Annotated in this window: 24 protein-coding genes and 1 other annotated feature; of the genes, 4 read left to right on the forward strand and 20 right to left on the reverse strand. The window is 55.3% G+C overall.

The genetic code is table 11. From position 1 onward, the window contains the following. Window positions 1-50: 50 nt before the first annotated feature. The 5 genes from carB to pyrR all read right to left on the reverse strand — a co-directional run bounded on the left by carB (window position 51) and on the right by pyrR (window position 7,329). Window positions 51-3,272: a carbamoyl-phosphate synthase large subunit gene (gene carB, locus PV433_RS15640; RefSeq protein WP_332073006.1), complete on the reverse strand. Its 3,222-nt coding sequence runs from the start codon at window positions 3,270-3,272 to the stop codon at window positions 51-53. Continuing rightward, window positions 3,259-4,428 carry a glutamine-hydrolyzing carbamoyl-phosphate synthase small subunit gene (gene carA / locus PV433_RS15645; RefSeq protein WP_332073007.1) on the reverse strand — a complete coding sequence of 390 codons (1,170 nt, stop codon included), beginning with the start codon at window positions 4,426-4,428 and terminating at the stop codon, window positions 3,259-3,261. Before carA ends, carB begins: the two co-directional genes overlap by 14 nt. Before the next feature lie 87 nt (window positions 4,429-4,515). After that, on the reverse strand, window positions 4,516-5,796 hold the full coding sequence (locus PV433_RS15650; protein WP_332073008.1) for a dihydroorotase: 1,281 nt from the start codon (window positions 5,794-5,796) through the stop codon (window positions 4,516-4,518). A gap of 75 nt (window positions 5,797-5,871) precedes the next feature. After that, complete coding sequence (locus PV433_RS15655; RefSeq protein ID WP_332073009.1) at window positions 5,872-6,780, reverse strand: aspartate carbamoyltransferase catalytic subunit; 909 nt, start codon at window positions 6,778-6,780, stop codon at window positions 5,872-5,874. Between the two features lie 6 nt (window positions 6,781-6,786). Continuing rightward, on the reverse strand, window positions 6,787-7,329 hold the full coding sequence (gene pyrR / locus PV433_RS15660; protein ID WP_332073010.1) for a bifunctional pyr operon transcriptional regulator/uracil phosphoribosyltransferase PyrR: 543 nt from the start codon (window positions 7,327-7,329) through the stop codon (window positions 6,787-6,789). A gap of 444 nt (window positions 7,330-7,773) precedes the next feature. On the opposite strand from pyrR, the gene dapD reads away from it, so the two are divergent. The 3 genes from dapD (at window position 7,774) to PV433_RS15675 (ending at window position 10,485) form a co-directional block, all read left to right on the forward strand. Beyond that, window positions 7,774-8,484: a 2,3,4,5-tetrahydropyridine-2,6-dicarboxylate N-acetyltransferase gene (dapD, locus tag PV433_RS15665; protein ID WP_332073011.1), complete on the forward strand. Its 711-nt coding sequence runs from the start codon at window positions 7,774-7,776 to the stop codon at window positions 8,482-8,484. Window positions 8,485-8,551: 67 nt separating this feature from the next. Next, entirely contained in the window at window positions 8,552-9,709 is a 1,158-nt protein-coding gene (locus tag PV433_RS15670) for an N-acetyldiaminopimelate deacetylase (protein ID WP_332073012.1), read from the forward strand. Further along, window positions 9,706-10,485, forward strand: a complete 780-nt coding sequence (locus PV433_RS15675; RefSeq protein WP_332073013.1) for a WecB/TagA/CpsF family glycosyltransferase — start codon at window positions 9,706-9,708, stop codon at window positions 10,483-10,485. Before PV433_RS15670 ends, PV433_RS15675 begins: the two co-directional genes overlap by 4 nt. A gap of 79 nt (window positions 10,486-10,564) precedes the next feature. Here PV433_RS15675 and PV433_RS15680 read toward each other — a convergent pair whose 3' ends face one another. From PV433_RS15680 to lspA, 5 genes are all read right to left on the reverse strand, one after another. Then, a complete protein-coding gene (locus PV433_RS15680) occupies window positions 10,565-11,008 on the reverse strand; it encodes a DUF6526 family protein (protein WP_332073014.1) in 444 nt (147 codons plus the stop codon). 208 nt (window positions 11,009-11,216) lie between these two features. Further along, window positions 11,217-11,987 carry an SIMPL domain-containing protein gene (locus PV433_RS15685; RefSeq protein WP_332073015.1) on the reverse strand — a complete coding sequence of 257 codons (771 nt, stop codon included), beginning with the start codon at window positions 11,985-11,987 and terminating at the stop codon, window positions 11,217-11,219. A 97-nt stretch (window positions 11,988-12,084) separates the two neighbouring features. After that, window positions 12,085-13,242, reverse strand: coding sequence for an aminotransferase A (locus tag PV433_RS15690; RefSeq protein ID WP_332073016.1), 1,158 nt, complete (start codon window positions 13,240-13,242; stop codon window positions 12,085-12,087). Between the two features lie 30 nt (window positions 13,243-13,272). Beyond that, on the reverse strand, window positions 13,273-14,271 hold the full coding sequence (locus tag PV433_RS15695) for an RluA family pseudouridine synthase (protein ID WP_332073017.1): 999 nt from the start codon (window positions 14,269-14,271) through the stop codon (window positions 13,273-13,275). Then, window positions 14,252-14,767: a signal peptidase II gene (lspA, locus tag PV433_RS15700; protein WP_190926195.1), complete on the reverse strand. Its 516-nt coding sequence runs from the start codon at window positions 14,765-14,767 to the stop codon at window positions 14,252-14,254. The genes PV433_RS15695 and lspA overlap by 20 nt, the downstream gene beginning before the upstream one ends. Window positions 14,768-14,966: 199 nt before the next feature. Between lspA and PV433_RS15705 the strand changes: the two genes are divergently transcribed. After that, window positions 14,967-15,710: a TraR/DksA C4-type zinc finger protein gene (locus PV433_RS15705; protein WP_332073018.1), complete on the forward strand. Its 744-nt coding sequence runs from the start codon at window positions 14,967-14,969 to the stop codon at window positions 15,708-15,710. Window positions 15,711-15,753: 43 nt separating this feature from the next. Here PV433_RS15705 and PV433_RS15710 read toward each other — a convergent pair whose 3' ends face one another. From PV433_RS15710 to sigG, 10 genes are all read right to left on the reverse strand, one after another. Continuing rightward, window positions 15,754-16,038 (reverse strand): DUF5665 domain-containing protein, encoded by a 285-nt coding sequence (locus PV433_RS15710; RefSeq protein ID WP_442951532.1) that lies wholly within the window; start codon window positions 16,036-16,038, stop codon window positions 15,754-15,756. Between the two features lie 106 nt (window positions 16,039-16,144). Next, window positions 16,145-18,904 (reverse strand): isoleucine--tRNA ligase, encoded by a 2,760-nt coding sequence (gene ileS, locus PV433_RS15715; RefSeq protein WP_332073019.1) that lies wholly within the window; start codon window positions 18,902-18,904, stop codon window positions 16,145-16,147. A 50-nt stretch (window positions 18,905-18,954) separates the two neighbouring features. Next, window positions 18,955-19,215: a binding site (T-box leader), on the reverse strand. Between the two features lie 103 nt (window positions 19,216-19,318). Continuing rightward, a complete protein-coding gene (locus PV433_RS15720; RefSeq protein WP_332073020.1) occupies window positions 19,319-19,795 on the reverse strand; it encodes a DivIVA domain-containing protein in 477 nt (158 codons plus the stop codon). A 90-nt stretch (window positions 19,796-19,885) separates the two neighbouring features. Next, complete coding sequence (locus PV433_RS15725; RefSeq protein WP_332073021.1) at window positions 19,886-20,668, reverse strand: YlmH family RNA-binding protein; 783 nt, start codon at window positions 20,666-20,668, stop codon at window positions 19,886-19,888. 11 nt (window positions 20,669-20,679) lie between these two features. Continuing rightward, window positions 20,680-20,973, reverse strand: a complete 294-nt coding sequence (locus tag PV433_RS15730) for a YggT family protein (RefSeq protein ID WP_332073022.1) — start codon at window positions 20,971-20,973, stop codon at window positions 20,680-20,682. 24 nt (window positions 20,974-20,997) lie between these two features. Then, window positions 20,998-21,432: a cell division protein SepF gene (locus PV433_RS15735; protein WP_190926184.1), complete on the reverse strand. Its 435-nt coding sequence runs from the start codon at window positions 21,430-21,432 to the stop codon at window positions 20,998-21,000. Between the two features lie 82 nt (window positions 21,433-21,514). After that, on the reverse strand, window positions 21,515-22,201 hold the full coding sequence (locus tag PV433_RS15740) for a YggS family pyridoxal phosphate-dependent enzyme (RefSeq protein WP_379209133.1): 687 nt from the start codon (window positions 22,199-22,201) through the stop codon (window positions 21,515-21,517). Window positions 22,202-22,219: 18 nt separating this feature from the next. After that, the gene (gene pgeF / locus PV433_RS15745) at window positions 22,220-23,089 is read right to left on the reverse strand and encodes a peptidoglycan editing factor PgeF (protein WP_332073024.1); all 870 of its coding nucleotides are present in this window, start codon (window positions 23,087-23,089) and stop codon (window positions 22,220-22,222) included. 115 nt (window positions 23,090-23,204) lie between these two features. Further along, window positions 23,205-23,501 (reverse strand): YlmC/YmxH family sporulation protein, encoded by a 297-nt coding sequence (locus PV433_RS15750; RefSeq protein WP_190926180.1) that lies wholly within the window; start codon window positions 23,499-23,501, stop codon window positions 23,205-23,207. A gap of 718 nt (window positions 23,502-24,219) precedes the next feature. Further along, window positions 24,220-25,002 carry an RNA polymerase sporulation sigma factor SigG gene (gene sigG / locus PV433_RS15755; protein WP_190926178.1) on the reverse strand — a complete coding sequence of 261 codons (783 nt, stop codon included), beginning with the start codon at window positions 25,000-25,002 and terminating at the stop codon, window positions 24,220-24,222. Window positions 25,003-25,181: the final 179 nt, after the last annotated feature.

The following is a 25,181-nucleotide window of genomic DNA, read 5'->3' on the forward strand; positions in this document are numbered from 1 at the left end:
CGGGATACGTCCTTCTTCCCGGCGCCGGCTGCCGGCTACCCGCTATCCACTTATTTCGAAGCGGATAGCTGCACGTTTGGCATGGCCCGCGACGAGAAGTTGATCGTGTTAAGCACGTGCAGCAGCGCCCGTACCGTATCCAGCGATGTCATACAGACGACGCCGTTCTCGACTGCCTCGCGGCGGATCCGGAAGCCGTCACGCTCCGGCGTCTTGCCCTTGGTCAGCGTATTGACCACAAAGTGAGCTTCGCCGTTGCGGATCAGGTCAAGAATGTTCGGCGAGCCTTCGCTCAGCTTGTTGACGCGTTCTACGCGCAAGCCCGCTTTTTCGAGCGCGTCGGCCGTGCCGCCGGTAGCGACGATTTTGTAGCCGAGCTCGAAAAATCCGCGGAACAGCTCAATCGCTTCTTCTTTATCTTTATCCGCGATCGTCGCGATCAACGCGCCGGTCGGCGGAATTTTCATACCGGAGCCGATAAATCCTTTATACAACGCCTTGGCGAAATTGAGATCGCGGCCCATCACTTCGCCCGTCGACTTCATCTCCGGACCGAGCGTCGGTTCTACGCGGCGCAGCTTGGCGAACGAGAATACCGGCACTTTGACGGACACGTGGTCGTCTTCCGGCCACAGACCGGTTTCGTAACCCATGTCGGCAAGCTTCTGGCCCATGATGACGCGGGTTGCCACGTTGGCCATCGGGATATTCGTTACTTTGCTCAAGAACGGTACCGTACGGGACGAACGCGGGTTCACCTCGATGACGTACACTTCGTCCTGGAAGATGACGAACTGGATGTTGACGAGACCGACAACTTCAAGAGCCCGTGCGATTTTTACCGTAATATCGACGATTTTCTGCTTGAGCTCTTCAGAGATCGACTGCGGCGGATATACCGAGATCGAGTCGCCGGAGTGAACGCCTGCGCGCTCGACATGCTCCATGATGCCCGGAATGAGCACCGTTTCTTTATCGCAGATCGCGTCGACCTCGACTTCTTTGCCGAGCATATAACGGTCGATCAGAACCGGATGCTCCGGATTGATCTTCACCGCGTATTCCATGTAGCTGAGCAGTTCGGAGTCAGAGTAGACGATCTCCATCGCGCGGCCGCCCAGTACGTAGGACGGACGAACGAGAACCGGGTAGCCGAATTGCGAAGCCGTACCGACCGCTTGGTCAACCGAAGTGACCGTGCCTCCCGGAGGCTGGGCGATGTTCAGCTCGCGCAGCAGTGCTTCGAACTTCTTGCGGTCTTCGGCTGCGTCGATGCTTTCCAGGCTGCTTCCGAGGATGCGAACGCCCGCTTTGGACAGCGGAGCCGCCAGGTTGATCGCCGTCTGGCCGCCGAATTGGACGATTACGCCGATCGGATTCTCGCGCTCGATGACGTTCATGACGTCCTCGAAGAACAGCGGCTCGAAGTACAGACGGTCGGACGTATTGAAGTCGGTCGATACCGTCTCCGGGTTGTTATTAATAATTACGGCTTCGTAACCGGCCGCCTGGATCGCCCATACCGCATGAACGGTCGAGTAGTCGAACTCGATGCCTTGTCCGATCCGGATCGGTCCGGAGCCGAGGACGATGACTTTCTCCTTGCTCGTCTCTAGCACTTCGTCTTCCGTTTCGTAAGTCGAGTAGTAGTACGGTGTCGTCGCTTCGAACTCCGCCGCGCACGTGTCGACCATTTTGTATACCGGCTTGATGTTTGACTGCAGACGGTAAGTGCGAACGTCGGCTTCCTTCGTAAAGGAGTCCGCTCCGGCCAGCGTGCGCACTTCGGCGATCGCCCGGTCGGTAAATCCTTTGCGCTTCGCTTCCAGCAGCAGCTCGCTTGTCAGCTCGCCCGCCAGCTTCGATTCGAACTGGATCATTCCCTCCAGCTTGCCGAGGAACCACCAGTCGATGCTGGTCAAATCTTGAATCTGCTGCAAGGTATAGCCGCGGCGGTACGCTTCCGCGATCAGGAACAGGCGCTCGTCGTCCGGCTTGCGCAGACGGGTCTCGAGCGTATCGACGTCGAGCAGATCGGTGCCTTTCAGGAACAGGCGGTGCGCGCCGATCTCCAGCGAACGGATCGCTTTATGAATCGACTCTTCGAACGTCCGGCCGATCGCCATGACTTCCCCGGTCGCTTTCATCTGTGTGCCGAGCTTGCGGTTGGCGCTCGTAAATTTATCGAACGGCCAGCGCGGAATTTTCGATACGATATAATCGAGCGTAGGCTCGAAGCAGGCGTAGGTTTGTCCGGTAACCGGGTTGACCAATTCGTCCAGCGTATAACCGATCGCAATTTTGGCTGCCATCTTCGCAATCGGATAACCCGTTGCTTTGGAAGCGAGCGCCGAAGAGCGGCTTACGCGCGGATTGACCTCGATCACATAATATTGGAAGCTGTGCGGATCAAGCGCGAATTGGACGTTACAGCCGCCCTCGATATTGAGCGCACGAATGATTTTGAGCGATGCGGAACGCAGCATCTGATATTCGCGGTCCGACAGCGTCTGGCTCGGAGCTACGACGATACTGTCTCCGGTATGAACGCCGACCGGATCGAAGTTTTCCATGTTACATACGACGATACAGTTGTCGTTCGCATCGCGCATCACTTCGTATTCGACTTCCTTCATGCCGGCGATGCTGCGCTCGACCAGACATTGGCCGATCGGGCTGTAGCGGATACCGGACGATACGATATCGACCAGTTCTTCTTCCGTGTTGCAGATACCGCCGCCCGTGCCGCCCAGCGTATAGGCCGGACGAACGATGATCGGATAGCCGATCTCATTGGCGAAGTCGACCGCTTGCGGAACCGTCGTTACGATGACGCTCGCCGGTACCGGTTGCTCCAGCTCGCGCATCAGGTCGCGGAACAGGTCGCGGTCTTCGGCTTTCTCGATCGCGGTCAGCTGCGTACCGAGCAGCTTGACGTTTTCTTTCTCCAGCACACCTGCTTTCGCTAGCGCTACGGCCATGTTAAGACCGGTTTGTCCGCCCAGCGTCGGCAGCAAGCCGTCCGGTTTTTCCTGGCGGATGATCTGCGATACGAACTCCAGCGTGATCGGTTCGATGTATACTTTGTCGGCCATATTCGTATCGGTCATGATCGTGGCCGGGTTGCTGTTGATCAGGACAACTTCCATGCCTTCTTCTTTCAGGGCTTGGCAAGCTTGCGTTCCCGCATAGTCGAATTCGGCCGCTTGACCGATGACGATCGGACCGGAGCCGATCACTAGTATCTTTCTGAGTGCATTATTTTTTGGCATATGCGAGTTCCCCTTTCCGCTGGAGGTCCGATCCGGCACCGCGTGCAGCCACGATTTCGGCTTGACGCGGGGAGCGCGGATTTTGCTCCTTGAAGCTGTGAATCATCGTGATGAAGTCGTCGAACAGGTAGCTCGAGTCGAACGGTCCCGGAGCGGCTTCCGGATGATACTGCACCGAAAACGCGGGATGCGTTTTATGTTTCAAGCCTTCGATCGTCTTGTCGTTGTTGTTGATATGAGTCACGATCAGGTCAGTGCCTGCGATCGAATCGTCTTTAACCGTGTAGCCGTGGTTTTGCGAAGTGATGTAGCAGCGGTTCGAGATCAGATCTTTAACCGGGTGGTTGCCTCCGCGATGACCGAACTTCAGCTTCTCCGAATCCGCGCCGCAAGCGAGAGCGAACAGCTGATGTCCGAGGCAGATGCCGAAGATCGGGAATTCCCCGAGCAGCTCGGCGATCATTTTGACCGCATGCGGAACGTCTTTCGGGTCCCCGGGGCCATTGGACAACAGGATGCCGTCCGGTGCCAGTCGGCGGATCTGATCGGCGGTCGCGTCCTGAGGGACGACGACGACGTCGCAGCCGCGTTTGGTCAAATCGCGGATGATGCCGCTTTTGGCGCCGAAGTCGACGAGCACGATACGCTCCTTCGTACCCGGGCAGCTGAATACTGTCTTGGTGGAGACGCGGGATACTTGGTCCGTAATAAGCGGAGTCGCCTTCAACTGCTCCATCAGCTCCTCGACAGGGCGGTTCGACGTGGTGATCAACCCTTTCATAACCCCGTGATGACGGATCAGCCGTGTCAGCATCCGCGTGTCGATGCCGCTGATTCCGACAACGCCGTATTCCTTCAGCAGACTGTCGATCGTATATTGGGCACGCCAGTTGGACGGCACCTCTTCATGCTCGCGTACGACGAACCCGTGGATGAACGGGCGGATCGACTCGAAGTCGTCGCGCGCAATCCCGTAGTTGCCGATGAGCGGATACGTCATCGTTACGATTTGTCCGCAGTAGGATGGATCGGACAATACTTCCTGATAACCGGTAATTCCGGTGTTAAATACGACTTCGCCAACCGACTCGCCTTCGCTGCCAAACCCTTTGCCTGTGAAAAGCGTGCCGTCTTCCAACAATAGTCTTGCTTGCATCCTTTCATCCTCCAATCGATGTGCTGCTCGTCGTTATGCCATGATGATTTCTGCTTCTAGTTGCACCTTGCTCTATATATAAGGAAGTTATTCGCTCCAAACGGTTTTGCCGCCCACCATCGTAAGCGACGGCCAGCCGTACAGCTTCCAGCCGGTGAATGGGGTGTTGCGCCCCTTGCTGAGGAATTCCGATGGCTCTACCGCCTTCTCGGTGTCCAGATCGACCAGCGTCAGATCGGCTTCGCGTCCCACCTCGAGCACGCCCCAAGGCAGTCCGAACAGTTCCGCAGGCTTTGACGTCATCCGGTCCAGCAGAAATTCCAGCGTCCAGCGTCCGGTGCGGACAAATTTCGTATACAGCAGCGGGAACGCGGTCTCAAAACCGACGATGCCGAACGGCGCCATCTGCAAGCCGCGGGCTTTCTCTTCTTCGCTGTGCGGCGCATGGTCAGTTACGATAATGTCGATCGTACCGTCCTCAAGCCCTGCGATAACCGCCTCTACGTCTTTCGGCGTGCGAAGCGGCGGATTCATTTTCCAATTGGCGTCGTCCACTCCCGGAATATCCTCGTCGGACAACAACAGGTGATGCGGACATACTTCGGAAGTGACCTTGATGCCGAACTGCTTGCCGTGCCGGATCAGCCTTACCGACTGCTCGGCGCTGACGTGGCAGACGTGGTAGTGAACGCCCGTCGCTTCCGCGAGCAAAATGTCGCGTCCGACATGAATCGCTTCGGATTCGTTCGGGATTCCTTTCAACCCGTGCTTGCGGGCGAATTCGCCTTCGGATACCGCTCCGCCCTCGACAAGCGTGTTGTCCTCGCAGTGTGCGATGACCGGCATGTTCATCGAAGCGGCCAGCGCCATCGCGTCCTTCATCATCTGGGCGCTTTGCACGCCTACCCCGTCGTCCGTAAAGCCGACGACTCCCGCTTCCTTCAGAGCTGCGAAATCGGTCAGCTCGCGGCCGAGCTGGTTTTTGGATATGCAGCCGTAAGGCAGCACCCGGACGATCCCTTCCGTCTCGGTCTTGTCCAACACATACTTAACCGTCTCTACCTTATCGATGACCGGTCTCGTATTCGGCATGCAGGCGATCGTCGTATACCCGCCGCGTGCAGCCGAGCGGGTGCCGGTCGCGATCGTTTCCTTATATTCGAAGCCGGGTTCGCGCAAGTGCACATGCATGTCGATGAAACCTGCCGATACCAGCTTGCCTTTCGCATCAATCACTTCGTGGCCGTTCGTATCCGGGACATCGCTGCCGATAGCCGCGATCTTGCCGTCTTCGATAAACAAATGCCGGGTGGCTAGCTCGTTTTGTCCCCGTACCGGCACGCGTCCGTTAATGATCCAAGTTCCCATGGTTCGCCTCCTGATCGGTTGTTGCGGATCGGCCGCCGGATCGTCATGGTCCGGCAGCCGACCGTCTCGTTATCGTTAGCTCAGCGCCCGTTCGACGACCGCCATGCGAATCGGCACCCCGTGGCTCATTTGCGTAAAAATTTTCGATTTGTCGCATTCGACCAGTTCGTCGTCAATTTCGACTCCGCGGTTGATCGGAGCCGGATGCATGATAATCGCATGAGGCTTCATCATCCCTGCGCGCTCCACCGTCAGCCCGTAATGAGCGCGGTAGTCTTCGGCCGAGCGGATAAATCCTTTGTCATGGCGCTCCAGCTGTACGCGGAGCATCATCACGACGTCGGCCTGCAGCGCTTCTTCCATCGTCACGCAGCCGGCGAATTCGCTCAGCTCGGGCGCCTGCATGTTGTCCGGCGCGCAAAACTTCACAGTCGCGCCCATCTTCTGCAGTCCCCACAAATTCGAGCGTGCAACCCTGCTGTGCATAATATCGCCGATGATCGCCACCGTTAGTCCTTTGAATTCGCCGAACGTCTTGCGGATCGTATATAAGTCGAGCAGCGCCTGCGTCGGATGCTCGTTATTGCCGTCCCCCGCATTGATCAGCGGAACTTTGATCTTCTCGGCCAGCTCGGCCAGCAGGCCGATCGGCTTCATCCGGATTACCCCGGCGTCGATTCCCATCGATTCAAGCGTCCGTATCGTATCGTAGATCGATTCGCCTTTCTCCACGCTGGATGCCGCCGCCGCGAAGTTCAGCACCTGCGCGCCGAGCCGCTTCTCCGCCACCTCGAACGAGAACCGCGTGCGCGTGCTGTTCTCGAAAAACATGTTGGCGACGAACTTGCCTTCCAGCACAGGCGATAGCTTGTGGGTCTGGCTTTCCCAGTACGCGGCCCGGTCCAGGATGCTTACAATCTCTTCTTTTCCGAGGGATTTCAGTCCAAGCAGGTGTCTGTCGCCAGCTACGTTCGTTCTCGTCATGAATCGTTATCCCCTTTGCTGAATGATGACGACTTCGTCGATCCGGTCCACTTCGTTCATCTTCACTTCGATCTGCTCCAGCTTGGAGGTCGGTACGTTTTTGCCTACGTAGTCCGGGCGGATCGGCAGCTCCCGGTGTCCGCGGTCGACCAGGACGGCCAGTTGAATCGACCTCGGGCGCCCCAGGTCGATCAGGGCGTCCATCGCCGCTCTTACCGTTCTGCCCGTGTACAGCACGTCGTCGCATAAAATAATTCTCTTGTCCTGGATATCCGGCGCTTGCACCGACGAAGCGGCCATTACCGAATTCAGCCGCACGCGGTCGTCGCGGTACGAGGTGATGTCCAGCTCGCCTACCGGCATCGGGATTCCTTCGATGTCGCGAATCCGTTCTGCGATCCGGTTGGCGATATAGATCCCCCGTGTGCGAATGCCGACCATAATGCTGTCGTCCACGCCTTTATTTTTTTCCAGTATCTCGTGTGCAATGCGCGTCAAGGCGCGGCGTATTGCCGTCTCGTCCATTATAACCAGTTTATCCGGATTCATGGCCTGCTACCTCCCGATTACGCCCCGATCCATCCGGGGCTTTCCATGTGCCGATACCGCTTCTGGAGATGACGGAGTCCGCCCGCAAAAAAACTCCTTGCCCTAGGGCAAGGAGTTCGATTCGACCGCATCGCTGGGGCACGAAACAGTCATTCGCGTCCTCAAGGCACAACCACCCAGAGCGCGTATGACCATGTTCGCAACCGGCACGTCCGTTACGATATCGCGACTTTCTCGTCGACCACCTTGCCAGCCTCACAGGACCAGCTTAAAGGCACTATTTGGTTCCAAACGATTATCTCACGTTCGACATATGATGTCAATCGACAATTCAATTGGAAATATGACGAATCGTTGCGGCCCGCCATCATTGATTGCGCCCCTCCTTTTATGCTATAAAAGGTTTAGACGTTATTCCCAAGCCGAAAAGGAGAATACACTTACATGTCTGAAATGAACACGATGGAAGTCATTAACTTTATAAAAAACAGCGTCAAAAAAACGCCGGTAAAAGTATATGTGAAAGGCGCGCTCGAGCAAGCAAGCTTCGGCTCCGGCGTCCGTGCCTTTATCTCGGGCGGAAGCGGAGTGCTCTTCGGAGAGTGGCCGGCAATCGCCGAGGCGCTTGAAACGAACAAATCGTATATCGAAGATTTCGAAATCGAAAACGACCGCCGCAACTCGGCGATCCCCCTGCTCGATCTGAAAGGCATCAATGCCCGCATCGAACCAGGCGCCATTATCCGCGATAAAGTGACGATCGGCGACAACGCCGTTATTATGATGAACTCCACTATCAACATCGGCGCTTCGATCGGCGACGGCACGATGATCGATATGAACGTAGTCGTCGGCGGCCGCGTACAGATCGGTAAAATGTGCCATATCGGGGCAGGCGCCGTCGTAGCCGGCGTAATCGAGCCGCCTTCGGCACAGCCGGTCGTCATCGAAGACGACGTCCTTGTCGGCGCCAACGCCGTCATTCTCGAAGGCGTCCGCGTCGGCCAAGGAGCCGTCGTGGCTGCGGGAGCGGTCGTTACGCAGGACGTCGAAGCTTATACGGTCGTAGCCGGCACTCCGGCCCGGGTGATCAAGAAGGTCGACGACAAGACGAAGTCGAAGACGGAAATTATGCAGGAGCTGCGCCAGCTGTAAGCTGCATCATCGGTTCTCACACCACAAGCCAGGGGCCTCCCCTGGCTTCCGATATTAAGGAGGACTTATGCGTACGGAGATCCAAACGTTTGTCGATATACGCCGACAGCTCCATCGCATCCCGGAGCCCGGTTATGCCGAATTCAAAACCCAGCGCTTCCTGCTCGATCGAATCGGGGAGCTGCCGCAGCACCGGATCGAGGTGCGCACATGGCGGACAGGCATTCTCGTCAAAGTCAAAGGAACGGACCCGCAGTTCACATTCGGCTACCGCGCCGATATGGACGGGCTGCCGATCGAGGAGGACACCTCTTACAAGTTCCGCTCGGAGCATCCGGGATTCATGCACGCCTGCGGGCACGACATGCATATGGCGATCGGGCTCGGGGTGCTCACCCATTTCGTCGAGCGGGAGATGGCGGACGATCTGATCGTTATTTTCCAGCCCGCCGAGGAAGGCCCCGGCGGAGCCAAGCCGATGTTGGAGAGCGAGGAGCTTCGCGGCTGGCTGCCTGAGCAGATCGTCGCGCTGCATATCGCGCCGGAATACCCGGCCGGTACGATCGCGACAAGACCGGGCATCCTGTTCGCCAATACGTCGGAATTGTTCATCGATTTGATAGGCAAAGGCGGACATGCGGCTTACCCGCACCGGGCGAACGACATGGTTGTCGCGGCCGCCCACCTGCTTGTTCAGCTTCAATCGATCGTTTCCCGCAACGTTAATCCGCTCGATTCGGCCGTCGTGACGGTCGGTAAAATCGAAGGCGGCACGAAACAAAACATTATCGCGGAAAAATCCCGGCTGGAAGGAACGATCCGCACGTTGTCCGCGGACACGATGCAGCTGGTCAAGCAGCGGATCGAAGCGCTCGTTCGCGGGACGGAAGCCTCCTTCGAATGTACGGCTCATATCGATTACGGGTCGAATTACCGTCAAGTGTACAATGAAGAGCAGATCACCCGGGAATTTATGGAATGGCTCGGGACGTCCGGTCACGCTCGTCTGATCGAATGTTCGGAAGCGATGACTGGGGAGGATTTCGGCTATTTTCTCGAGAGCATCCCCGGCTTTATGTTCTGGCTCGGCGTCGACACGCCTTACGGTTTGCACCACGCCAAGCTTGAACCGAGCGAGCAGGCGATACCCGTCGCTATTTATGCGGTGACCGATTATTTCCGCTGGAAATCGGACCGATTGCGTTCAGGAGGGGATACGGCATGAGTGGAGGCAACAGCCGGACGGCGTCCGCGGCGGACCCGAGAAAGGATCGCGTGACGATCATGGGCGTGCCGTTCTCGAAGATGGACCTGGATGAGACGATCCGGCATTTTACGGAATTGGCGAATCGTTCCGAACGCGGCATGTATCATGTCGTGACCGCGAATCCGGAAATCGTGATGTCCGCCTCGAAAGATCCGTCTCTGATGAAAATATTACATGAAGCGGGCATTATCACGCCTGACGGCATCGGGATCGTGAAAGCCGCCAAGTGGAAAGGCGAACCCGTCCCCGGACGCGTAACCGGCTATGATATGCTGCTGCGCCTGCTTGAGCAGGGCAACCGGGACCAATGGTCGTTTTACTTCCTCGGTACGGACGAGGAAACGAACCGCAAGGCGGTCGAAGCGATCGCCGCCCGTTATCCGAACGTGAAGATTGCCGGACGCCATAACGGCTTCTTCGGAGCAGACCGGGAACCCGCCATCGTGGAAGAAATCGCTGGGGCAAGCCCTGATTTTCTGATCGTGGCGATGGGCGCTCCCCATGCGGAACGCTGGATCTACCGCAACAAGCCGAAGCTGAACGCCAAGCTCGTTATGGGCGTGGGCGGCAGCCTCGACATTCTCGCTGGGAAAGTGAAGCGGGCGCCGGAATTCTGGATCAAGCTGAACATCGAATGGCTGTACCGGCTGCTCTCCAACCCTTCCCGCTGGCGGCGGCAGCTCGTATTGCCGATTTTCGCGGTGAAAGCGTTCCTGCACCGCAATGACCGGTAAACCGGGTATCAAGATGACTATGGGTATACGCGGCAAAAGAGCGGCTAACCGTCCGGGTTAACCGCTCTTTTGCTTGGGACTATACCCGATGATGATCCGCTCGCCACTGCTTGACCGATTTTTTGATATCCGCCGGCGATAGGCCGGATTCGGCTGCTTGGGCAGCCAGTTGAGGAAACTCTTCGTCGGATGCGAAGCGCAAGGCGATGATTTGGCGGATCGTCAGCTTGCCGCTTAACGGCTTGCCAGTTAATACGAGGTGCCTCAATCCTTCCTCTGCACGAATTACGCGATCTTGCACGACGAGACTGTTTCTTCGCGTTATTACACCGACTAGGACCGTCTGTAAAGCTAAGGAAAACAGGACGACCGTCCTCCAGTCGAGCGAGCCCGAAGCAGCATCCGCAATAACGAAGCCTATTGCAGCCAAAAACGTGAGAAGTCCCAGCGGCATTAGCACAAAATGCTGCAGCGGGTATAACCTGCGATGATTTTCTAACGATTGCTCCTGCTTGTTTTCCATCTCTGGCTCCTCCTTGATTCCTTCGGTTTAATTAGGCTATCTTACTTACCCTATATGGTATTAAGTATACAATTTAATCTAAAATATTCATATCGCTGTTCGCAAATCGTCCATCGTCCAACCGTAAACCTAAAACAAATCGTGCCCGCTTCGGCAAATACAAAAAAGCCTTCACCCGTCAAGGGCAAAGGCTGTATTCGATCTGCTTTTAGAATTCGTACTGAACCGTCACATTTGTCGTTACTTTCAGCTCGCCGGTCGAAATGCTGGTCGGAGACCCGGCTGCGGAATCCATCATCGCTTTGGACATCTCGATGTTGCGGTATTCCGAAGGGATGGCGACTCCACCGCCTTGATTCACGGCTACGATCCCTTTCAGCTCTTTGCCGGCGTATTTGGCGATCGCTTGCGCTTTAGCCTTCGCGTTGTCCATCGCTTTCTCGATGACTTGCAGCTCATATTCCTGGCCCTTCTCCGTGCTGAAGCGGACGCCTTCGATCTGATTCGCCCCGGCCGCGGATACCGCATCGAGGAACGTTCCCAGATTGTCGAGGTCACGGTACGTCACCTGAAGCATTTGAGTGGCGCTGTATCCTTTTACTTTCGCCTCTCCGCGATCGGAGTACGAATACTCCGGTCTTACGCTGAAGCCGGACGTTTGCACGTCTTTCGCCGGCAGCTTGTACTTGTCGAACAATACTTCCCGCAGCTTCGTGTACGCTTCCGCGTTGGCCGCTTGGGCATCTTTCGCCGTTTCCGCTTCGGTGCGGATACCGAGGTTGATGTAAGCGACGTCCGGAGCGACCGTCATTTCGCCTTGACCGTTGACGGTAATCACGTTTTTGACGCTGGAGGACTGCTCGGCGGCGTATACTTCGCCCGGGCCGAAGCGCGGCAGGCTTTGAGCGTACAGTGCCGTCGTTAATGCGAGGGCGGCTACCCCTGTAATCAGCCATTTCTTCTTCATCGTCATGTTCATCGTTCATTTTCCCTTCTTTCCAAGAATTGTTTTCCGACTCTATTAACGAGCGTTTCCGGAAAATTGTTGCAGGAAAATGAACGGATTCAAAAAAAATTTAACCGAGCCGTTCAACAAACGATTCCAGCTTGTCCATCGCCTGCTCCAGAAGCTCCATCGAGTATGCATACGAAATCCGGATATACCCTTCCCCGTATTCGGAGAAAGCGTCGCCGGGAACGACCGCCACCCGCTCCTCGTCCAGCAGTTTCATCGTAAATTCCATGGAGCTTAATCCGAAGCGGCGAATCGACGGGAACAAATAAAACGCGCCTTCCGGCTTCTCCGCTTCAAGCCCCATCCGCTGCAGCCGGTCGTATACGAAATCCCGGCGGAGCTTGTATTGCCGCTTCATCGGCTCCGCATCGTCGATCCCGGCCGTCAACGCTTCTACCGCCGCATACTGGCTGATCGAGCTTGCACACGTCACATTGTATTGGTGCACCTTGACCATATGCTTCGAGATGTCCGCAGGAGCAAACGTAAATCCGATCCGCCAACCGGTCATCGAATGCGATTTCGACAAGCCGTTGATCACGATCGTCTGCTCCTTCATCCCGGGCAGCGAAGCGATAGAACGGTGAGGCGCATCGTAAATCAGCTCGCTGTAAATTTCATCTGAGATGATGAAAACCGGTTTGCCGCGCAGCAGGTCGGCGACGGCCTTCAACTCCTCCTCGGCCATCACCCGCCCCGTCGGGTTGGACGGATAACAGAGGACGACGGCGCGCGTCCGTTCGGTCAGCACCGGCTTCAGCAGTTCGGCCGTCAACTTGAACCCGGTCTTGCGGGTATCCACGTACACCGGTGTTCCTCCGCACAGCCGGATAATCGGCTCATAGCCCGGATAGATCGGGCCAGGGATAATGACCTCGCTGCCCGGGCCGACGATCGTCCGAAGCGTTATATCGAGCGCCTGGCTTGCTCCGGCCGTCACGATAATTTCCTGATCCGGATCGTAGCCGAGCCCGTATTTGCGGTTGACAAAAGCCGAAGCCGCTTGACGCAGCTCCGGCAGCCCCGGATTGGGGGTATACAGCGTTTTATTTTGATCGAGCGCCCTTTTGCCTGCTTCTATTATATGGGCGGGCGTCGGAAAGTCCGGCTGGCCGATGGTCAGCGTGACGACGTCCTTGTAGGCGGCCACCAGATTCGAGATTTTGCGTATGCCCGAGATTTGAATATTGTGAACCGCGGAATTGACCAGATGCTCCACAAGTGTTCCTCCCCATTACATGAGTACGGATTATAACGTTTTGAGAACGTCCAATAAATGGGTCATATCGTCGGGAAGGCCGACCTCGAACTCGAGATGCTCCCCCGTCGTCGGATGAACGAATCCGAGCACACCCGCATGAAGAGCTTGCCCGTCGATCGGGTTTCCCTTGTTGCGCCCGTACATCGGATCGCCTACGAGCGGGTGGCCGATATACTTCATATGAACGCGAATCTGGTGCGTCCGTCCGGTTTCCAGCTTCAGCTGCATCAGCGTGTAATCGGCGATCCGGTCAAGCACGATAAAATGAGTGACCGCATGCTTGCTGTTTTTGTCCGTGACAGTATACATCTTGCGGTCTTCCGAGGATCGGCCGATCGGGGCTTCGATCGTTCCCTGATCGTGGGTCACGTTGCCGTGCACGACGGCGATATATTTTCTCGTAACGCTGTGTTCTTTTAATTGGGCGGCCAGCGACAGATGCGCCTTGTCATTTTTGGCGGCCATGATCAGACCGGAAGTGTCCTTATCGATCCGGTGTACGATACCGGGGCGCAGCATGCCGTTAATTCCCGACAGATCGGTGCAGTGGTGCAGGAGCGCATTCACGAGCGTTCCCGAGTAGTGTCCGGGTGCCGGATGGACGACCATGCCGCGAGGTTTGTTCACTACGATGACATCGGAATCTTCATAGATGATGTCGAGCGGAATCGGTTCGGGAACGATGCTCACCTCGACCGGATCGGGAACGATCAACTGGACGTTATCCCCCTCGGCGAGCTTGTAGTTCGGCTTTACTGCTTTGCCGTTTACGACGACATCCCCATTTTTGATCCACAGCTGGATTTGCGAACGCGAGATATCCTCGCCGCACGATTCGGTAACATATTTGTCGATCCGCTCGCCGGAGTCCTTCGCTTCGACGATCCATTCCTGCAGACCCTCGGTATCCGGATCTTCCGAATTTGTTTCGAACGGCAGGACTTGCTGCGCTGACGAGTCGTGCTCCTTAAACTTGTCCTTGTTCATGAGTAAGACCTCTTCTTTCTTTACGCCATTCCAGAATAGAATCGAGGAAAATAAGCGCTACCCCGATTACGATTGCAGAATCGGCCCCGTTGAATATGGCAAATTGATAGTCGACGTCCCAGCCGAACAGCGAAAACCGGAAAGTGAAATGCATAAAGTCCACAACTTCTCCGAACAACAGCCGGTCTATAAAATTGCCGAGCGCTCCGCCAAGCAGTAATCCCAGCGCGACTTTCAACAGTTTCTTGTCGCCGTTTTTGCGAAGCTTCTGCAAATACCAGATCAGCCCGATCAGGATAACCGTTGTAACGACAATAAAAAACCAGCGCTGCTCTTGCAAAATGCCGAACGCCGCTCCCCGGTTCCGATGCGAAGTCAGCTGAAAAAACTCGCCGATCACCGGGATCGAGTCTCCTTCTTTCATATTCACCACAACTAGCCGCTTCGTAACTTGGTCGATCACAAATACGATAAGCGCATAAATATAATAAATCAACGTGCAGTCCTCCCTGCGACTTTAGGTTCCGATACCTCGCATTGTAGCATAGCGGCCGCCTGCGCGTCCAATGAAGCGAACCGCCGTTATCCGGCTCTCGCAATCATAAATTATGGTTGTTTTATTTCCGCACCGATGGCTAACGATATACGTATCGCTCCGATTCAGACACTGCCTTACGGAAGGAGAACGACAACCAGTGAACCGACTAACAAGCGAACAACGAGAGACGCTGCGCGACGTACTCATACGGGAAAAATACGAGCTGGAGCAACGCCTGAAGCAAAACGACCATTTCGGCGCTGCCGATCCGCTTGCGGCGACAACCGGCGAGCTGTCCGCCTATGACAATCATCCCGCCGATCTCGGATCGGAGCTATTCGAGCGCGGGAAAGACATTGCGCTGAACGAGCACGAGGAACACCATCTCGCCGACATTAACGATGCGCTGGAGAGGATGAGCGAAGGCGCCTACGGCATCTGTGCGGTATGCGGGAAATCCATATCGTATGAACGGCTGGAAGCGATGCCGACTACGGAGTATTGCATCGACCATGTTCCTGACCGCGATATATCTCAGCGCCGTCCAGTAGAGGAGCGTCTGCTCGAACCCCCTTTTGGCCGTACGAGCCTGGACGAGCTGCCCGGACAAAACGGATTTGACGGAGAAGATGCCTGGCAGATCGTCGAAAGCTGGGGCAATTCGGACTCTCCCGCCATGGCCGAGGATCGCGAGGTTTGGAACTACGATCAGCTGTATACGGAATCCGATGAGAATGACGGCTTCGTCGAATCTTTCGAAAGCTTTATCGCAACAGATCTGTACGGCGAGCAAGTATCGGTTATCCGCAATCGGCAGTATCGGGACTATATGGACAACCGGGAAGGCGATCCGCTGCTGGAGCCCGATCCGTATAACGATCTGGATTCTGGACTCCATTAGCCGATCTGGCATTCTACTGCCCACTGTCCCGTGCCCCCCCATTTTAATAAGCGCGCCCTTCCAGCTGTATCTGTACGATCTTGACGATATCGGCGATAAAGTCACCGATGATCGGAAGGTTTAACGCTCCGAGCATGCGAAGGAAGTAGACGATTAGCGCTGCGAACACGGTAAAACCGATGGCGATGCCGACGCCGCGGGCGATTCCGGTGTACAAATTGATGAAGATGAGCCGTCTCGGGCGATTCAGCAGCGCCACGTAGTCCGCGATTTGAACCTTTTCCATCTGATCGGCGATTTTCTTCAATCGTTCATTCACACTGTCCAGCGTAGTTTCATCCGGCTTCTTCTCTGTCAAGCAAGGTCCCCCTTTTGGAAATTGACTCGAATAACGTTCATGGAGAACCGGCGGGCCGGCTCTCCATGACGGGTCATTACATCGATTTTACGATCGGCGCGCAGCGGCCGCACAGCGACGGATGCTCTTTATCCGTACCCACCTCGGGACTGACTACCCAGCAGCGTTCGCATTTTTCACCGGACGCTACTTCAACCGCTACGGCAAGTCCCTTCAGCTTCATCGCCGTTTCCGGCACCGGTACTCCCGTCTCCTCCACGCTTACCGCCGATACGATAAACAGCTGATCCAGACCGGTCAGACGTTCGAGCAGCTTCGCGGTCTCCGCATCCGGATACAGGCGGATATGCGCTCCGAGCGAATTGCCGATCACTTTGTCCTTCCTTGCGACTTCCAGCGCCTTCAGCACCTCGTCGCGAACTTCCATAAACTGTTCCCATTTGTTCTCCAGCTCCGCGTCATACACGGACGTCTGCACGTCCGGCATATCGGCAAGCTGGACGCTGACCGCCGCCGTCTCCGGGGTATATCTCCACACTTCGTCGGCCGTATGCGGCAGTATGGGCGCAATCAGTTTAGTTATTGCCGTAAGCGCCTCGTATAATACGGTTTGGCACGCTTTGCGGGCCGCATCGTCCGGGCTGCTTACGTACAGCCGGTCTTTGACGATATCCAGATAAAAGGCGCTCATCTCGACCGCGCAGAAATGGTGCACCGCCTGATACACGACATGGAACTCATAGTTTTCGTAAGCTTTCAGCACCCGCTCTGTCATCCGGTTCAAGCGGATCACCGCAAATCGGTCAAGCTCGTTCATCTCCGCATACGATACGCGATCACTCGCAGGCTGGTAATCGGACAAGTTGCCCAGCAGGAAGCGTAGCGTATTGCGGATTTTGCGGTACCCCTCGGAGATTTGTGTTAGAATGTTGTCCGAAATCCGGTGGTCCGCCTGATAGTCAACCGAAGCGACCCACAGCCGCAAAATATCGGCGCCCAGCTTGCCGCATACTTGACTCGGATCAATCGTATTTCCGATCGACTTGGACATTTTGCGGCCTTCTCCGTCCAGCGTGAATCCGTGACTCAAAATCCCTTTGTAAGGCGATTGACCGCGGACCGCCACACCTGTAATCAGAGACGAATTGAACCATCCCCGGTACTGGTCGGAGCCTTCCAGATACAGATCGGCCGGCCATTGCAGCTCCGGACGCGTTTCCAGCACAGCGGCGTGGCTGGAGCCGGAATCGAACCAGACGTCCATAATATCGGTTTCCTTGCGGAACTCGCCGTGTCCGCATTCCGGACAACGAGTTCCTTCCGGCAGCAGTTCGTGGGCATCCATAGCGAACCAGGCATTCGAGCCTTCCCGTTCGATAATGCCCGCGACCTTCTCGATCGTCTCATCGTTCACGAGCGGATGGTTGCAGCTTCGGCAATAAACGATCGGAATCGGCACGCCCCATACCCGCTGACGCGATATACACCAGTCTCCGCGCTCGGCGATCATGTTGTGCAGGCGAACTTCGCCCCATTCCGGCGTCCAGTCGACCCGCTTGATCTCATCCAGCATCTCCCCGCGGAACTTGTCGATCGAAGCGAACCATTGCTCGGTCGCCCGGTAGATGACCGGTTTTTTGGTCCGCCAGTCGTGGGCGTACTGGTGCTTGATGAAATCCAGCTTGAGCAGATGGCCGGACTGTTCCAGCTTCTCGGTGATCAGCTTGTTCGCTTTATCGTAAAATACGCCTTCGAAGCCGGGAGCCTCCGAAGTCATCTTACCTTGATCGTCGACCGGGCACAATACGCCGAGATTGTATTTCTGCCCGACCGTAAAGTCGTCTTCCCCGTGCCCCGGTGCAGTATGAACGCATCCCGTACCCGCTTCCAGCGTGACATGCTCGCCGAGAATGACAACCGACTCCCGGTCGTAAAACGGATGACGGCACGTTACATACTCCAGCTCCGCACCTTTAAACGTCGCCTTCGTCGTGACTTGGCTCCAGCCGATTTCTTTGGAGACCGCCTCCAGCAGCCCTTCCGCCAAAACGAGTAATTTACCGTCCGTTTCCACAAGTACATAATCGAATTCCGGATGCAGGCTGATGCCGAGGTTGGCGGGCAGCGTCCATGGCGTAGTCGTCCAGATTACGATCGACGATCCTTCAGGAAGCTTGCCTTTGCCATCCTTCACATCAAAGGCAACATAGATCGAGGCGGACGTCTTCTCGCGGTATTCGATCTCCGCTTCCGCCAAGGCGCTCTCCGAAGACGGCGACCAGTACACTGGCTTCAGTCCTTTGTAAATATACCCTTTCTTGACCATATCGCCGAAAACCCGGATTTGCTGGGCCTCGTACTCCGGCTTCAGCGTAATGTAAGGGTCGTTCCAGTCTCCGCGGATGCCGAGCCGTTTAAATTGCCCTTTCTGCTTCTCGACCCAATTCAGTGCATACTGCTTGCAATAGTCGCGGAATTCGAGCACGCTCATCTTTTTGCGATCGACCTTGCCGCTATTGGCAATCGCCTGCTCGATCGGCAATCCGTGCGTATCCCAGCCTGGAACGTACGGCGCGTCGAACCCCCGCATCGATTTGTACCGGACGATGAAGTCCTTCAATACTTTGTTCAAGGCATGGCCGATATGGATGTCCCCGTTCGCATACGGAGGCCCGTCATGCAAAATAAACTTGGGACTTCCTTGCCGGTGCTCGCGCACCTTCGCATAAATGTCGATCTCTTCCCACCACTTCTGCATATTCGGCTCGGCCTGGGGCAAATTGCCTCTCATCGGAAACTCGGTCTGCAGCAAATTTAACGTTTTGCCGTAATCCATCTTTCGTACACTCCTTTTATCGTCTGAACAAACATAAAACCTCTCGTCCACAAAGGGACGAGAGGTTATTCTCGCGGTACCACCCTCATAAGCATACGGATTCGGCCGTAATGAATACGGCATTCCTCTCGGACATGCTCACTCGACGATCTGTAACGGGATCTCCCGTTCTCTTTAGTAACCGCTCATTCGCCGGCGTTCGAGAGACGCTCCCGGGGGATATTCGACTCGGCTGGATACCGGGCTTGCACCTTCCCCGGCTCGCTTGACTCCATCTCTCCGAATGTACTTGTCCCGGTCATCGCTTTGGGCTGCTTCAAAAAAACAACCGCTGCATAGCGGTCTGTCGTCCATCATTATACCCGAGTCGGCAAACGGGAGTCAACTGAAGCCCATCCGGACAGGTACGCTGATTTATTTGCGGTCATCGCCCGAATCCAGCGAATCCCACTGGTCATTGCCAAGCAGCTCGAGTTGCGCTTCGACAAGCGTTCTGAACCGGGTCCGGTAAATCGACGCCTGCTTCTTCAGCTCTTCAATCTCGAGGGCGACTTTGCGCGACTTCGTTAACGATTCGTTGATGATCCGGTCCGCGTTTTTCTCCGCTTCCTTCAAGATCAGCTGGGCTTCCTTCTTGGAGTTGCTCCGGACTTCGTCCGCCGCCTCCTGGGCGACGATAATCGTCTTGCTGAGCGTCTCCTCGATATTGGAGAAATGATCGAGCCGCTCCTGAAGCGCCGCTACCTGGCTTTGTAGTTCCTTATTTTCACGTATATACAATTCATAATCTTTAATAATCTGATCAAGAAACTCGTTGACCTGGTCCTCGTCATATCCGCGAAGACGTTTGGCGAACTCCTTGTTATGTATGTCCAATGGCGTTAAAGGCATTGGCGCACCTCCTGTAAATGATGACGGCGGAAAACGCTGTCTTATCCCGTTATAAAATTTCGACGGGAACAGCGGAAATCCTGCAATCTCTTACACGAATTTGCCAATTTTCAGCCGAATTCTGCCCTTTTTCGTTTCGCCTTCTACCGTTACGAGCCTAAATCTGCCGAATCCCTGGAAGGAGACGACATCGCCTTCCTTTAAGGCTTTGGAAGGGTCCGCTTCCGGTTTCCAGTTTACCTTGCAGCGTCCGGCCTTGATCGGGTCCATCACCTTGGCGCGGCTCAGACGGTAGACGTCGCTAACGATTCCGTCCAGACGAAGCGAAGCGACGGTCAAATTCATTTCCTCCAGCGTTTGCGCTGCGACTTGAATACGATCCAGCGGGAGCGTCTCCGTGGAGACGAATACCCGGTTCACGTATTGCAAATTCGAATTCACGAAATCGATAATTTCGTCAGCCACCAGGCAATGGCAGCAGTTGTCTCCGACATGAATATCGCCGATCTTGTCGCGTTTAATGCCTAAGCCGAGCAGCGAGCCGAGAAAATCGCTATGCTGAAGCCGGGAAAACTTGGCGTCCCCTGACGTGATGGACAACAATCCGACACCGGCCTCACCCGGTTCGCTGCGGCGATAGTCCGGTCCGATCGAGGCCCGCTTGCGTTCGGCCCCCTCGTAACCTCCGTCAAAGACGACCGAGACGCCGCCATTCCGATTCGCTAACGACTCGATGATGAACGACTGCCTCGGGTCCAGGAAATCGGTACGCTTTACGATGTGCTGTTCGGCCGCACGCTGAATCCAATCCTGCGCTTTGTCGACGAATCGATATTCATCGGGGTGAAAATGCGCACGTACTTCCGAGGACATCTCGAGTCACCTCAACTGAACATGTTAAGTAAATAACCAACGACGGCCTGCAATCCCGCAATGACAAACCGAAGCGCAATCAGGGCTACGATCGGAGAGATGTCGATCATTCCGCCGATGGGCGGTATGAACCGGCGAAATGGCGTCAAATAAGGTTCAACGAGCTTCCCCAATATTTCACCGATAAAGCTGTCGCGGGCGTTAGGCAGCCAGGATAGCAGGATGTATGCGATAATCAAATACGTATACACCGTTCCCAGCTGTCCAATATACCCTATAATGGAATCGATCGTTCCCGGGCTCAATACTTTCACCTCAATCTACAAATTTCACTCCTGATCATGCAGCATTTCCGAAATAGCGCCTTGAATTTCAACCGAATCCGGAGTGCACAAAAATATATTCGGACCGATCTTCGAAATCCCCCCATTCAAAGCGTATACGGTGCCGCTCAAAAAATCGACGATGCGGATCGCCTGATCCGTCCGGACCCGCTGCAAATTGACGACAACAGGCCGGCGCGAACGCAACTGATCGGCGATCTCCTGCGTCTCCTCGTAGGAGCGCGGCTCGGTCAGCACGACCCGGACGTTGCGCTGGGAATGGATGCTGACGATATTTCCCTTATTACTTTTACGCATGTCGGAAGGAACGGTTTCAGCATCTTCCATCTCGTCGTTTACCCGGTTCTGGTCGCGATCCACGACAACTTCCTCTTCATCCTGCAAGCCGACGAAATTCAAAAATCGATTCATAACTCCCATTACGATTGTCCTCCTTTATGAACGATTTCATTCGTACGATTGTACGGAGCCGTCCTCGTTATGGCATTGGCGGCAGCGGAGCTTATCCTTCCTTTCCGACCAACACCGTTCCCAGCCGAATCCAGGTTGCCCCTTCCTCAATCGCCACCTCGAAATCGTTGGACATCCCCATCGACAAGTGCGGCACCGGGTACCCGAGCGTTCCTTGCGAATTGAGCCGGTCCCGCAGCTCGCGCAGTCCCCGGAACACCGGCCTGGTCTCTTCCGCTTCGGCCTCGAACGGCGCCATCGTCATCAGACCGATCACACGGATATTCGGGTAGCCGGACAACTGCTCGGCGAACGGGATCAGCTGCTCCGGCGCCAAGCCGTACTTCGACTGTTCGCCGGATACGTTCACCTGCAAAAAGCAGTCGGCGACCGTTCCGAGCTTCGCGGCATGCTTGTCCACCTCTTTGGCCAGAGACAGCCGGTCGAGTGAATGTATGGCAGCGAACTTTCCGATCACGTCTTTTACTTTATTCGTCTGCAGATGACCGATGAAATGCCACGTCGCCTCGGAGCCGATGGCTTCCCACTTCGCCTGGGCATCCTGCCAGCGGTTCTCGCCGAGGTGCTTCAGTCCGCATTGGACCGCTTCCCGCGTTGTGTCAATCGATACATACTTCGTAACAGCAATTACATTAACGTCCTTGCGGTCGCGCCCGCTTCGTTCACACGACTGCGTGATGCGCGCATCCACTTGGCGAATTCGTTCCAGCATGCCCAACTTGTCCAATCCTTTCCGTTACCGCTGACTCGCGCTTCTTAGTCCGATCCAAGATGCCATACGACCCGTCGCCCCGTTCTCCTTCCGGTGGGAGAAGAACAGATCCGTGCGGCAGCCGGTACACATCCCACATATTTCGATATGCGTCGGCAATATTCCTGCTTTTATCATAATTTGTCTGTTCATTTCTTGCAAGCTCAGCATCCACTTCCCGTTCTCCGCTCCGGGACGGTATACGTCTGAATGTACACCGGGCTCTGCGCCGATCTCGTCCAGACAGGAATCGATCCTCGCTATAACCGCATCGTCCACTTCATAACAACACATGCCGATGGATGGTCCGATTGCGGTCATCACGTCGGACGGATCGGTGCCGTATGCTTCGGACATCGTCCGGATCGTCTCGCTTGCAATGCGCAGCACTGTGCCTTTCCAACCGGCATGCGCGAGGCCGACTGCCTGTCGCACCGGATCGAAAAAATAGAGCGGAACGCAGTCGGCATAAAAGGAAGTGAGCCATATTCCCGGCTCGTTGGTAACGATCGCATCGGTATGCGCAAACGCATCTTCGCGGGATTCACGGCCCTTCCCCCTGTCGGCCAGCGTCACGACGGCCACCTGCCGGTCGTGCACCTGTTCTCCGCAGGTCCAGGCTTCAAACGGCCAGCCTAACGTCTCGCCAAGCCGTCTCCGGTTCTCGATCACGTCAACCGGCTCGTCCTGGATATGCAGAGCGCAGTTCAGCGTTCCGTAAGGCGGGCCGCTTACGCCTCCGATCCGGGTCGTCATCCCCGCACTAATGCCGGGATGTTCCCGCTCCCATCGTTCTATCATAACGTACGCCGGTTCCCCCGGTTTACGGGTCAATTGAAAAGGTTCCAATGGCAACGCTTGTCCTCTCCTCTCGGCATCCAGTATATCATATCCGGACGACGCCGTCCGGCAGAGCCGACAAGTCAGCCGGCACCGCCGGGAAGGCGCGCTTCCGCGTTCCCGGCCCGTTCTATGACCGGTACGACCGCTGGTCGTCCTGGAACTCGTTATCGCCTTCGACCCGGTAGGCTCGGGCATCGTCCAGTTTGACGAGCACGACGTCCATCCCGATTTTTACTATGTTCCGCCACGGTATGACCACATCCGTCCCCCCGCCGAGGAAACCAAAAAACTTGCTCTGATTCGGCACGACGATGGACTCGATCCGGCCCTGCCGCAAATCGAGCTCGAGATCGCTAATTTGACCGAGCTTTTTGCCGTCGACGATATTGATGACGTCTTTCGATTGGAAGTCCGATATTTTCAAGTCCAATCACCACGAATCGCAGAGGATGGGAGCTGCCGGCCGCCGAACCTGTCAAATTCTCCGCACGATGCGGTTACACGCAAGATCAGGATCGACACGACTGGGCTCTATACCAGTATATGTGACATACGGGCAAAATGTCCTGCTCCTTCGGGCTGACAAGCTGAAAAGTGCTGTAAATATGCCAGAGCCTGTCTATTAGCGAGAGCGAATGAACGGTCCCTGACCGGAAAACCAGTCGTGCAAGGCGATAGTTCATGCATATGGTAATTTTAAAACACCAGATACAGCACGTAACCCGTATTTGCGAAAAGCACATATTCGGCGTCGCTGAAACGTAATGCGTACGGCTAAATTCGGGAGCTAGCTCACCAAATTAGAGTCTCTGGCACCCTTTATTTTCGGCATATTGGGGGACCGAGACAAATAGAGGCGGTTTATACCCCCTATTTCCGCCCGCCGAAGGGGTCTGCACCCGTTTCGCGGATATTAGAAGCTTCAAACCGCTCTTACTCCGTGTCCGAGCGGGCTTTCGGTCAAAATAAGGGGTGCAAACCACTCTTACTCGGTTCCCCCTCATCCATGTTTAAAGTTAAAAAAACCTCCAGCCCCGTACTGTGGTCAATACCAATGGGCTTGGAGGTTTGTCGCTTGTATAGTAGTGCTTGAACGGGGATAACGCGTGTAGTCCGTTCTTTGGGTACAAACTAGTTTCGGATCAGGTTTTAACGTGCTTCTGCATTTGTGAAATTGCCGACTTTTCAAGCCGGGATACTTGCGCCTGAGAGATGCCGATTTCGTCGGCCACTTCCATCTGGGTTTTTCCTTCGAAAAAACGCATCGACAAGATCATTTTCTCACGATCGTTCAGTTTGCGCATCGCTTCCCGAAGGGCGATTCCTTCGATCCATGACACGTCCTTGTTCCGTTCGTCGCTTATCTGGTCCATCACATAGATCGGGTCTCCGCCGTCATGATATATCGGCTCAAATAAAGAAACGGGATCTTGAATCGCATCGAGGGCGAACACGACGTCCTCCTTCGGAACATTTAAAGCTTCGGATATTTCGTATACGGTCGGCTCCCGCGAATTCGAATTGGTCAACTGGTCCCGTACCTGCAGCGCTTTGTAGGCGATATCGCGAAGCGAGCGGGATACGCGGATCGGGTTGTTGTCCCGCAGATAACGCCGGATTTCCCCGATGATCATCGGTACGGCATATGTTGAGAATTTGACGTTTTGACTCAAATCGAAATTATCGATCGCCTTCATAAGACCTATGCAGCCGACTTGAAACAAGTCGTCAACGAATTCCCCACGGTTATTGAAGCGCTGAATAACGCTTAAGACCAATCGTAGATTGCCGTTAACCAATTTCTCTCTTGCTGCTCGTTCGTTTCTCGTCTGAAGCTGTACGAACAATTCCCGCATTTCCGCGTTGGACAGAACAGGCAGTTTTGAAGTATCAACACCACAGATCTCGACTTTGTTTCGGGTCAACGTGAATACCTCCCAAGGAGAAACATTACTGTTAATTATCTCCCTGGAAGTTTTTTTTATGCGCCTCCGAACGCGAACTGACGTTCCTGAAAGGTCGGCAGAAATCGCTTACAGCTTACTCTCTCTAAAGCAAAAAGCTCTCCTCATCACCCGCAAGAAAAATCGGCGGAAGCTAAACA

It is taken from the genome of Paenibacillus sp. GYB004 (assembly GCF_036577605.1).
Classification (GTDB): Bacteria; Bacillota; Bacilli; order Paenibacillales; family NBRC-103111; genus Paenibacillus_AB; species Paenibacillus_AB oceani.